Consider the following 11084-nt stretch of genomic DNA (forward strand, 5'->3'; position numbering starts at 1 on the left):
GAACGTGCTGCGCGCCGAAAAGGACGCCACCATCGCCAAGATCCTGGCGAAGGAGGGCGACTCGCTCGCTGTCGATGCCGTGATCATGGAATTCGTGTGAGGCGCATGAAATCCTCGCGAGGAGCCCATGGGCGAGCATCTTGTTCGAATTCTGAGAGTTCCGCTTGCGGAAGTCCCTAGAATGCCCTGTGCCGCAACTTGGGGTGCTTCCGGTCGGCCGATCAATGGTGACACCGCGGAATTCAACTCGGATCTGCACGCCGATTATCTTGAAGCCGGCTTTGCTGAACGCCTGTCGAGCTTGAGCAAAGCACATCGCGATATCCTGTCGCTGACAGCGCGAGGTTATCTCAACAAGGAAATCGCCTGGTTCCGAGGTTCCTCCGAAGCGACCATCAAAGCGCAGCAGCAGGAAATTCTGAGACGATTAGGATTGCGCTCCCGCACGCAGGCGGCAGTCCAGTACGCGATCTATCGCGAGCGATTGCGCGGTACGACGGGGCAATCGGCTGAGATGCGCTCGCGCCCCGGTTTCCCAAGCTTCAAACCTGGCCCATGACCTCGGGCAACGTGCCGGAATGGCCAACGCCACGAAGACAGAATGCGACGATGGATTTCGCGTGGGCTTCGCGGTCAGCATCAGTTCGGCTGCCATCGAGCGCCAAAGGGCCGACTAGGCCTTCGAAAAGCGATCCTACGATGCATGCTGCCGATGCCTGAGCATCTTGCGCGGGAAACTCCTCTGCCCGAATGCCCTGGTCAATCACCGTCTCGAAGACGCGCGCCAGCTTGCGGCGATAGGTTAGGCGCGCAGTTTCGATCTCTGGTTCAACAGGCTCCGCCACCAAGGCATGCGCGAGACGGTACCCCCTCAGCGCGCGGCTCGCGAAGATCCACGCCGCGGCCCAAAGACGCTCGGCAGCTGATCCATCGCTCACGGTCATTCCGGCTGCGGCGTCCACCTCGCGTTGGGACACGATGCCGACGACCTCGACCATGAGCTCGGCCTTCGACGAAAAGTTTCGATAGAGCGTCGCGAGGGCGACGCCAGCCTCCTCGGCCACCGCATTCATCTGGGCCTCTCTGAAGCCCACCCTGGTCACGAGCTCGCGAGCGGCACGCAGGATGGCGAGGCGCTTCTCGTTGGCGGCAGGCCCGCTCCGGCGTTTTCGTCCGGCCTGGTTCGGAAGACTCATCCCGGAGTCGTCGCTCGGTTCAGCATCGAAGTCCCTGCCCTCAGGAGCCGCTACACCCGCGTTTCTACCGGCAGTTTCCTGCATAAGCCAACCTCTCGGCAAAAAAGCGATCTTGGGTGGCGGCAAGCGAGGTAGGTGCTTGACAAATGTAGAATTAAGATTCTACTGATTTGCAATCGAGTGAACATAAAGACCGCAAAAATGCGGAATGCGGCTGAAAGCTGTGAATTTGGGAGAGAATCATGATTATCATTTCATCGGTTTGAATCGACGTCAGGATGGGGCTTCCCGGTCGGGAGGCTGCCGACGCGCGCGATCGCCCACGCTCCGTCGATTGGGCGCTTCAACAAAAATGAAGATCACCGGGAGTGTCCGAGATGGCAGTCAATTACGCGTCAGCGCTCGTGCGCGTGAAGGAACTCGTCGAGCTTTACAGCGCACCTGATTTGAGCGTGGCGGCGCAGCTTTGTGACAGCAGGCCGAGCGACGCTATCGCGTACAAGGTCATCTCGGGCGATCTCACGTCTTTCGATTTGACTTACGGGGATTTGCGCCGGCGCTCCGAGCAGTTCGCCGCCTCACTCCACGACCTTGGTGTCCGGCCCGGGGACCGCGTGGCGACGCTGATGGGCAAGAGCGTCGAATACCTCGTCACGCTCATGGGAATCTGGAGGCTCGGCGCCGTTCACGTACCGATTTTCACCGCCTTCGCCCCGCCGGCCATCGCGTTCAGGCTCAAGGGCAGTGAAGCAAAATTCGTGGTTTGCGACGAGTCGCAGCAGGCGAAGCTGGCGCCCGGTGAGGATATTCCCTCTCCATCTCCGTGGAAGATCATCACGACAGCGCCGGTGGAAATCGCCCCGGAGGGAGCGCTTCAGTTCTGGCAGGTTCTCGAAGCTTCACGCCCGGGTTTCAAAGCGGCAGCGCTGGGTGGTGATGCTCCGATCGTCCAGATCTTCACTTCAGGCACGACAGGCACGCCCAAGGGCGTCGCCGTGCCAGCCAGGGCCCTGGCCGGTTTCCAAGTATACGCCGAATACGGGCTAGGGCTCACAAGCGACGATCTCTACTGGTGCGCTGCGGATCCTGGTTGGGCCTATGGGCTGTATTTCGGCATCCTCGGGTCGTTCACGACCGGAGTGCCCAGCCTGCTGTTGCAGGCAAATTTCGACCCCGCCACCACCTTCGGAGTGCTGGCCAGGTTCGGTGTCACGAACTTCACGGCGGCGCCGACGGTCTATCGATCGCTTCGCGCTTACACCGGCAGCGTACCGTCGATCACCCAGCTGCGTTGCGCTTCCAGCGCCGGCGAGCCCCTTACCCCTGAGGTCAATGAATGGGCCAGCGGCGTCTTGGGCGTACCCGTCCATGACCACTTCGGTCAGACCGAGGCGGGCATGCTGCTCAACAACCATCACCATCCCGATCTCGCCTGCGACCTCAAGCCCGGATCGATGGGCATACCGCTGCCCGGTTGGTCCGCTCTCGTCTTGAAGGAGCGCGATGACGAGCCCGCCGAGATCGGCGAACTCGGCCGCGTCGCAATCGAGCTGAAGGACAGTCCCCTCGCCTGGTTCAGTGGCTATCTGAACGACCCCAAGAAGAGCGCCGAAAAGTTCGCCGGAAATGGGCGCTGGTACCTGACCGGCGATGCCGGTCGGCGAGACGAGGACGGGTACTACTTCTTTTCGTCGCGCGACGACGACGTGATCATTATGGCCGGCTATCGGATCGGGCCCTTCGAAATCGAGTCCGTCATCGTGACCCATCCGGCGGTGACCGAATGCGCCGTCATTGCCGTGCCGGATCCGACGCGCGGGGAGGTCCTAGAGGCCTATGTTGTCCTCAAGAGCGGCGAGACGCCGTCCCCCGAGCTGACCAGGAATATCCAGAGCTGGGTCAAGGTGAAGTACGCGGCGCATGCATATCCGCGAGCCATTCACTACGTCGATACGCTGCCAAAGACGGCGAGCGGCAAAATCCAACGGTTCGTCCTGCGGCAGGAACGCCGAGCTCAACTGGCCACTGCCGCGGAGTGAACGGGCGTGCTGGAGAACCGACTTGCCGTTCGTTCGCAACCGGAGACGGACACACCTCACCCAGCGGAGGCGTGCGAGACCCGGCTGTCAGTCCTCGAGGCCGTCGAAGGACGTCGATCGATTCGTCGGTTTCTTCCTGAGCCCGTTTCTCAGGAGACCATCGCCAGGATCTTGGCTGCTGCGGCCAGAGCGCCTTCGGGAACCAATTTCCAGCCCTGGCACGTGCATGTCGTCGTTGGCGAGACTCGCGATCGCCTGTCGCGCGCGGTGATCGCAGCCGCCGAAGCTGGCGATCGATCCGACGAGTATGCCTACGCACCTGTGCCGCTACCGGAACCCTATCTCTCGCGTCGCCGAGAGGTCGGATACGCCTTGTATCGTCTCTACGGCATCGAGCGCACCGACTACGAGAGCCGGAAACGGGCGATGCTCCGGAACTTCGAGTTCTTCGGCGCTCCCATGGGCCTGTTCTTCACCATGGAGAAGAGCCTGCTCCACGGCTCGTGGCTCGACTGCGGCATGTTCATGCAGAACGTCATGGTGCTGGCCCGCGCATTCGGCCTGGAGACGTGCCCGCAGCAAGCCTGGTGTGAGTACGGGCGCGTCGTCCACGAGCAGCTCGGCATTCCCGACACCCATGTCGTGCTGTCCGGAATGGCCATCGGCAAGTCCGATCCGAGCGCTCCCGAGAACTCCCTGATCAGCGAGCGCGTCGACGTCGCCCAGTTCACCCGGTTCCACGAGTGACGGCACCGGCTCTCCAGGAGGCTTTATCATGACCATTGATGGTGCCGTTTTTCTCGTAACCGGCGCGAGCTCCGGTCTCGGAGAGACGGTGGCGCGCGCGCTTGTTGCCAGAGGCGCTCAGGTCGTTGCGGTTGATGTAAACGCCGAGGCTGGCGAGGCCGTGGCAAGAGACCTTGGAGCCAACGCGAAGTTCGTTCGCACCGACGTCACGAAAATTGAAGACGCCGCCAACGCGGTGAGCGAAACGCTGGCGAGGTTCGGACGGCTGAATGGGCTTGTGAATTGCGCCGGCGTCGCGCCGGGAGAGCGGATCCTCTCGAAGAGTGGTCCTCATCGCCTGGAGAGTTTCGCTCGGGCGGTCGAGATCAACGTCGTCGGCACCTTCAATATGCTGCGCCTCGCCGCAGAGGCGATAGCGAAGAATGAGCCGGCCGGGGCTGACGGAGAGCGCGGAGTCATCATCAACACCGCGTCCATCGCTGCGTTCGATGGGCAGATCGGACAGGCTGCCTACGCCGCCTCGAAGGGAGCGGTGGCAGCGCTTACGCTTCCAGCGGCCCGAGAGCTCGCGCAATTCGGAATCAGGGTGGTGACGATTGCCCCCGGCATCTTCCAGACGCCGATGATGGCCGCGATTCCGGAACCGGTCCAGGCTGCGCTGGGAGCAACCGTACCGTTTCCCAAACGTCTTGGCCGGCCGAGCGAATACGCAGCCCTGGTCGCGCACATCTGTGAAAACCCAATGCTCAACGGCGAGGTCATCCGCCTCGACGGAGCACTGCGCATGGCGCCTCGGTAGTCCGTCCCTCCAAGCGAAAGCGGGTTCGATGTCCAAAGATCCGATCGTCATCGTCGGTGCCGCCAGGACGCCGATGGGCGCCTTCCAGGGCTGCCTCAGTAACGTTAGTGCAGCCGAACTCGGCGCGCATGCCATTGCCGCCGCGGTCACCCGATCCGGGCTCGGGCCAGATTGCGTCGAGGAGACGATCTTCGGCTGTGTGCTGACAGCTGGGCAAGGTCAGGCTCCCGCTCGCCAAGCCGCCATAGGGGCAAGCATCCCGGTCGGCGCAGGCGCGACGACGGTGAACAAGATGTGCGGGTCCGGCATGAAGGCAGCCATGCTGGCGACCGACCTGCTGGTGGCGGGAAGCGTAGACGTCGCTGTCGCCGGTGGGATGGAGAGCATGAGCAATGCTCCCTATCTGCTCGATCGCGCGCGTTCCGGCTATCGCATGGGGCACGGACGGATCGTCGATCACATGTTCATGGATGGCCTCGAAGACGCCTATGAGAAGGGCAGTCTGATGGGCGTCTTCGCCGAGCAGTGTGCCGAAGAGTTTCAGTTCAGCCGCGAGCTTCAGGATGAATATGCGATCCGATCGCTGTCGCGCGCCCAATCGGCGATAAACGAGGGTCGCTTCGCCGCTGAAATCGCCCCGATCACCGTGGCGCAGAAGCAGGCTGGCCCGCAGGTCGTCTCGGTCGATGAACAGCCTGGGAAGGCTCGCATCGAGAAGATTCCCACATTGCGCCCGGCATTTCGCCCCGGAGGCACTGTCACCGCTGCCAATTCCTCCTCGATTTCGGACGGCGCGGCTGCATTGGTCCTCATGCGTCGGTCCGAGGCGGAAAGGCGCGGGCTTACGCCGCTGGCCGCGATCGCAGGACACGCGACCCATGGCGACGCACCCAATCGCTTCCCGACCGCGCCAATACAGGCCACACGCACTCTCATGGAGAAAGTCGGTTGGCGCATCGACGACGTCGACCTTTTCGAGATCAATGAGGCTTTCGCGGTCGTGCCAATGGCCGCCATGCGCGAGCTCGGATTGCAGGCGGAGCGCGTGAACGTCAACGGCGGCGCCTGTGCTCTTGGACATCCCATCGGCGCTTCCGGCGCACGGATCATAGTCACCCTTCTATCTGCCCTGCAGGAGGCGAAGCTGACCCGCGGTATCGCCTCGGTCTGCATCGGCGGCGGCGAAGCCACGGCGATCGCCATCGAGATTTGCCATTAGGGGCCGCAAGGCCGCGGAAGCGGTAGACGAAAAGCAAAATCAAAGAGCGTCATACAGAAATTGGCGTCGACACACCTTAATTCTGGGAGGAAATCGCGTGACTACATTGGAAGCAGTAGCGGAAAATCAAAAAATATCTGCGAGAGATAGGCGAGTTATCGTCGCCGCGTCTCTTGGAACGGTGTTTGAGTTCTATGATTTCTTTCTGATCGGTCTCCTGGCTTCCGAGATCGCGAAAGCGTTCTTCTCTGGTGTCAACCCGACCGCAGGGTTCATTTTCACGCTACTCGGCTTTGCCGCGGGCTTCATGCTGCGCCCGTTCGGAGCTCTTGTTTTCGGCCGCCTTGGCGACATGGTGGGTCGGAAATACACCTTCCTCATCACAATCCTGCTGATGGGTCTTTCGACCTTCGTCATCGGCCTTCTCCCAGCCTATGCCACGATAGGCATGGCGGCGCCCATCCTGTTCATCTCGATGCGCATGTTGCAGGGCCTGGCGCTTGGCGGTGAGTTCGGCGGCGCCATGATCTACGTGGCCGAGCACGCGCCGTCGGGGAGGCGCGCCGCCTGGACGGCTTACGTCATTCTGACGGCTGCGCTGGGCTTCTTGCTCGCTGTCGCCGTTATTATTCCCCTGCGACTGTCGATCGGCGCCGACGCCTTCACCAACTGGGGCTGGCGCGTCCCCTTCTTGGTCTCGATCGCGCTCCTCGGCGTTTCCTTGTGGATCCGGCTGAAGCTGGACGAATCTCCTGAGTTCAAGCGCATGAAGGCCGAAGGCAAGGCATCCAAGGCGCCTCTCGCCGAGGCCTTCGGCAGCTGGAAAAACGCGCGTTACATCATCATCGGCGCGCTGTGCATCCTGCCAGCCCAGGCCGTAATTTGGTATACGGGACAGTTCTATTCCCTGTTCTTCCTGACCAAAGTCCTTCGAATCGAAGCGCTGACCGCCAACACCTTGTTGATCGTCGCGACGGTGATCACAGTCCCGCTATACGTCGTCTTCGGAAGCCTTTCGGATCGTTTCGGCCGAAAGCCCGTCTACCTGGCGGGTTACCTGCTAGCGGCAGCGCTTACGGTCCCGATTTTTCAGGGCCTCACCCACTTCGGCAATCCGGCGCTGGAGCGCGCGCAGCAGAATCACCCGATCTCGATCGTAGCCAATAGCAACGACTGCTCGCTCCAGTTCAATCCGCTGGGAACGTCGAAGTTTACTTCGTCGTGCGACGTGGTGAGCGACTCCCTGGCGAAGCTGGGACTGAACTACTCGACCGTCAAATCGGGCGATGCAGGCGTTGCTCAGGTCCGGGTCGGTGACAAAACCATCATTGGTTATCTGGGCGATGCCTCCGACGCCGCCGCACAGAAGGCGCGTTTCGACAAGGAATTGGCAGCGACGCTGACCGAAAAACTATATCCTCTCGGCAATGCCGCTGCCGGAGATATCAACGCACCGGTGATTGTGCTGCTGCTCTCGCTCCTGCTGACATTTGGCGCAATGACGTTTGCGCCGACGACGACCTCGCTGATGGAGATGTTTCCCTCGCGGATCCGCTACACTGCGATGTCGTTTCCGTACCATATGAGTGCGGCTTGGTTCGGCGGGTTCTTGCCGGCGACCGCCTTCACGATTGTGGCGGCCACGGGCAACATTTACTCCGGTCTCTATTATCCGGCCGGTATTGCGGCAGCATGCTTTGTGCTTAGCCTGATTTTCGCACGCGAGACCTATAAGGTCGATCTGTCCCGCGCGTAACGAAGGCATTGTCTGCGAGCGCGCGCGTTAGCCCGAGCGAACGCGCGCGCTCCCACTCGGATCGGCGATCTCCTCGACAAGATGGCGCAGTTCGATACAGAACTCCCGTGAGGCGGCGGTCGGCTGAGCGCCCGCAGCCAGGACGAGCCGTCCGACAATGCGCTCTTCAGGGCGCAAGGGAACAAATTTGAGAGCGTGGCTTGTCGGGCTGTAGAGAATACTCAGCCTGTCCAGCAAGGCGATGCCTGCCTGTGCCTCGACCAAGGCACAAGCAACGCTCGACTGGGTAACCTCCGCCGCAGGTCGCAACAGGCGATCCTGCTCGGCGAAGAGCCGGTGCGCGAGCGCGCCTAAAGGCAAGCTCCGGTTGAGGCAAATCATCCGCTCAGCTGCGATGTCATCGATCGAGACCGTGTCACGACCAGCGAGACGATGCCCCCTCGGCATGACGCACCCAAATTGCGACGTGCACAAATCCTCGATGAGGATCCCGGACACGGCGGCTGTCTCGATCAGAAGCCCGATCTCGCTTCGAAAGTTGGCAACGCGCTGGGCTACTTCGCGAGCGGTCAGGGTTTCGATGACAACCTCGACTTCCGGCTTTCGGCTTTGCAACCTGGCGACGGCGCGCGGCAGGATCGAGTTTGCGAAGGCTGCGATTGACGCAATCCGCAAGGCTCCCGAACGCCCCTCCTTGATGTCTTTGGCTCGGCGGCTGACCGCCTCGACCGCCGAGACAGCCTGCATGATTTCGCCGTAAAGCATCTCGGCCTCACGCGTCGGAAAGACGCGCTGCTTCTCCCGGTGAAACAGTGCGATCCCCAGCCGCTGCTCGATCTGTTGGAGCGTTCGGCTCACCGCTGGCTGCGAAACATTCAGCGCCGAGGCAGCCGCCGTGACCGTGCCCTTCTCGATGACCGTTCGCAGCACGAGCAACTCTCGAACATCGAGCATCATAACCCAGCCGCATGAAATCAGGTTGTCATTGTATTGGAGCGCATGAGCTAGCCGGGTCAAGCTTCACCGGTGTCCCAGGCTTGATGGAAAGCACATGAAAGTTGTCGAGATCCGCGGGCACCATGTCGGTTTCGAACCCTCGCCGCCGATCGGCAATGCGCGGACAATGATCCGGCGGCGCGAGTTTCTCTTGTTGGAGCTCATCGCGGACACCGGTGAAAGCGGGTGGGGAGAGGTCTTCTCATCGCCAGACGCCGCGGCCGCGCTCGTCAGCGCTCGATTGGCGCCGCTCGTCCTGGGCCAGTCGCCGGCAAGGTTTCGCGCGATCTGGGAGCGAATGATCGGAACGCTCGGCTACGACAGACGCGGCCCGGGCATGATGGCGATCTCGGCCGTCGACATGGCCTTATGCGACCTCGCTGCTCGCGAACGTGGCTTGAGCGTATCGGCATTGCTGGGCGGTTCGCTGCGCGACCGTGTCTTCGCGTATGGAAGCGGCCCCTTCATCACCGAGGCTGCGGACCCTTACGGTCATTATTCGGCGGAGGCCGATCGCTGCCTTGAGATGGGGTACCGCGCCATGAAGCCAAGAGCCGGTGTCTCCCCGCGCGCTGACGGCAAGATGGCTGCGGCCATGCGAAAGCAGGTCGGGCCGGAGATCGGCCTGATGGTCGATATCAATCAGGCCTATACCGCTCAGGCGGCCATCGCTTCTGCGCGCGAAATGGCGGAAGCAGGTCTGCTTTGGATCGAGGAGCCCGTCGAGCCCGAAGACATCCCTGGCTACGCGGCCGTTGCCAGATCGGCGCCAATCGCGGTCGCGGGGGGCGAGGCCTTGGCCAGTGCCGCGGCATTCCGCGACTTCCTGGTAGCCAATACACTATCGATCCTCCAGCCGGATCTCACTGTGTGTGGCGGCTACACCGGCTTTCTGAGAATCGCCGCACTCGCTGCCGCGTTTGATCTGCCTGTTATGCCGCATGTGTTCGGCACCATCGTCAATCACCAGGCAGCGCTGCAGGTTGCCGCACTCTTGCCGAGCAAGCGCGGCGGCGGTCCGGCGGCGTACCCTTATGTCGAGGTCGATGTCTCCAGCAATCCGCTGCTCCACCTCCAGGGCGAAATCAAACCAAACGCCGACGGCATGCTGAGCGTGCCCGATGCTCCGGGAACGGGGCTCGTTTTCAAGGAAGAGCAATTGGAGCCCTGGCGGCGAGAGATCTGGCGCTGCAGCTAAGCGGCGCGGCAACAAAAAGGATCGGGGAGGGTCGAATGATGATTTCGAGACGCGATTTCGCCGCTGGCCTCACGGCAGTCCTGACGATATCCGCAGGCCGGGGTCTCGCGGCGGATTGGCCCAGCCGCACGATCACCTTCGTGGTCCCGTTTCCAGCCGGCGGAAGCACGGACGTCGTCGCCCGCCTTTTCGCAGAGCGCTACGCCGAGACCCTGAAGCAAGCGGTCGTCGTAGAAAATCGGCCGGGCGCGAACGGGAACGTTGCGGCCGCAGCCGTCGCGAAGGCCCCCAATGACGGCTACACGATCCTGGTATCCGGCAACGGCCAGAACGCGATGAACCATTCGCTGTATGCGCGGATGTCCTACGACTCCACCAAGGATTTTGCGCATATCTGCCTACTGGCTTCCACGCCGAACGCGATCATTGTGCCGAGCAGCTCCGAGATCAAAACGCTCGCCGACCTACTTCGCAGAGCGCAGGAAGCTGGAGACGGGCTCTCCTTTGCGAGCCCCGGCGTGGGTTCGTCGGGGCATCTCTCGTTAGCGATGCTCGAAGGAGTTGCGAAAGTTAAGGTCCGACACGTTCCGTACCGCGGAGCGGCGCCTCTCGTGACCGACGTGCTCGGGGGGCACGTTCAAGTTGGAATTGTGAACGTCGATATTCCCTTCGGCCACGTGACAGATGGCAAATTGCGCGTCCTGGCCGTGACGAGCGCCAAGAGAAGCGCCCTGTACCCTGACGCTCCTACAGTTGCCGAGAGCGGCTTCCCGGGCTTTGAAGCGCAGGGCTGGTTCGGGCTGTCCGCTCCGGCCGGCACCCCAGAGCCGATCGTCACAAAGCTCAATGCTCTCGCAAACGACTTTCTGCGAGAGGAGAAGATGAAAAAGCGCTTTGAGGCTGGAGGGTATCTCGCGGGGGGTGGCAGCCCCCGGGACTACGCCAGCTTTATCGGCGCCGAGATCAAAAAATGGGGCGAGGTTGTGAGGTCCAGTGGGGTTTCGCTGGAATAAGAGGCAAAGAGAATTGTCGGTGCAGCGCTGGCGGTCAGGCGGCCAGGAACACCCTGGCCTTCGTCAGGAAGGCGTCGTGATGCTGGAAGATGCCGCCATGCCCGGCGTCGGCGAAAAGGAC

At 62.0% G+C, this 11084-nt stretch carries 10 protein-coding genes; 8 read left to right on the forward strand and 2 right to left on the reverse strand.

The genetic code is table 11. From position 1 onward, the window contains the following. Nucleotides 1-127 precede the first annotated feature (127 nt). A complete protein-coding gene (locus tag GGC47_RS27455) occupies nucleotides 128-559 on the forward strand; it encodes a helix-turn-helix domain-containing protein (RefSeq protein ID WP_142023501.1) in 432 nt (143 codons plus the stop codon). Here GGC47_RS27455 and GGC47_RS27460 read toward each other — a convergent pair. Continuing rightward, entirely contained in the window at nucleotides 543-1196 is a 654-nt protein-coding gene (locus GGC47_RS27460; RefSeq protein ID WP_142023502.1) for a TetR/AcrR family transcriptional regulator, read from the reverse strand. The two genes, GGC47_RS27455 and GGC47_RS27460, sit on opposite strands and share 17 nt — an antisense overlap. Before the next feature lie 377 nt (nucleotides 1197-1573). Here GGC47_RS27460 and GGC47_RS27465 point away from each other — a divergent pair, with 377 nt between their 5' ends. The 5 genes from GGC47_RS27465 (at nucleotide 1574) to GGC47_RS27485 (ending at nucleotide 7756) form a co-directional block, all read left to right on the forward strand. Continuing rightward, nucleotides 1574-3235 (forward strand): AMP-binding protein, encoded by a 1662-nt coding sequence (locus GGC47_RS27465; RefSeq protein WP_142023503.1) that lies wholly within the window; start codon nucleotides 1574-1576, stop codon nucleotides 3233-3235. An 84-nt stretch (nucleotides 3236-3319) separates the two neighbouring features. After that, nucleotides 3320-3982, forward strand: coding sequence for a nitroreductase (locus GGC47_RS27470; protein WP_142023510.1), 663 nt, complete (start codon nucleotides 3320-3322; stop codon nucleotides 3980-3982). Between the two features lie 28 nt (nucleotides 3983-4010). Then, nucleotides 4011-4781, forward strand: coding sequence for an SDR family NAD(P)-dependent oxidoreductase (locus GGC47_RS27475; RefSeq protein ID WP_142023504.1), 771 nt, complete (start codon nucleotides 4011-4013; stop codon nucleotides 4779-4781). A 28-nt stretch (nucleotides 4782-4809) separates the two neighbouring features. Next, nucleotides 4810-6000, forward strand: coding sequence for an acetyl-CoA C-acyltransferase (locus GGC47_RS27480; protein ID WP_142023505.1), 1191 nt, complete (start codon nucleotides 4810-4812; stop codon nucleotides 5998-6000). A gap of 97 nt (nucleotides 6001-6097) precedes the next feature. Then, nucleotides 6098-7756 (forward strand): MFS transporter, encoded by a 1659-nt coding sequence (locus GGC47_RS27485; protein ID WP_142023506.1) that lies wholly within the window; start codon nucleotides 6098-6100, stop codon nucleotides 7754-7756. Nucleotides 7757-7783: 27 nt separating this feature from the next. On the opposite strand, the gene GGC47_RS27490 is transcribed toward GGC47_RS27485, so the two are convergent. After that, the gene (locus GGC47_RS27490; protein ID WP_142023507.1) at nucleotides 7784-8713 is read right to left on the reverse strand and encodes a LysR family transcriptional regulator; all 930 of its coding nucleotides are present in this window, start codon (nucleotides 8711-8713) and stop codon (nucleotides 7784-7786) included. 94 nt (nucleotides 8714-8807) lie between these two features. Here GGC47_RS27490 and GGC47_RS27495 point away from each other — a divergent pair, with 94 nt between their 5' ends. Then, on the forward strand, nucleotides 8808-9950 hold the full coding sequence (locus GGC47_RS27495; RefSeq protein WP_142023508.1) for a mandelate racemase/muconate lactonizing enzyme family protein: 1143 nt from the start codon (nucleotides 8808-8810) through the stop codon (nucleotides 9948-9950). 35 nt (nucleotides 9951-9985) lie between these two features. Beyond that, the gene (locus GGC47_RS27500; protein ID WP_142023509.1) at nucleotides 9986-10963 is read left to right on the forward strand and encodes a Bug family tripartite tricarboxylate transporter substrate binding protein; all 978 of its coding nucleotides are present in this window, start codon (nucleotides 9986-9988) and stop codon (nucleotides 10961-10963) included. The last annotated feature ends 121 nt before the right edge of the window (nucleotides 10964-11084 follow it).

The organism is Allobosea sp. OAE752 (assembly GCF_050433265.1).
Taxonomy (GTDB): domain Bacteria; phylum Pseudomonadota; class Alphaproteobacteria; order Rhizobiales; family Beijerinckiaceae; genus Allobosea; species Allobosea spartocytisi.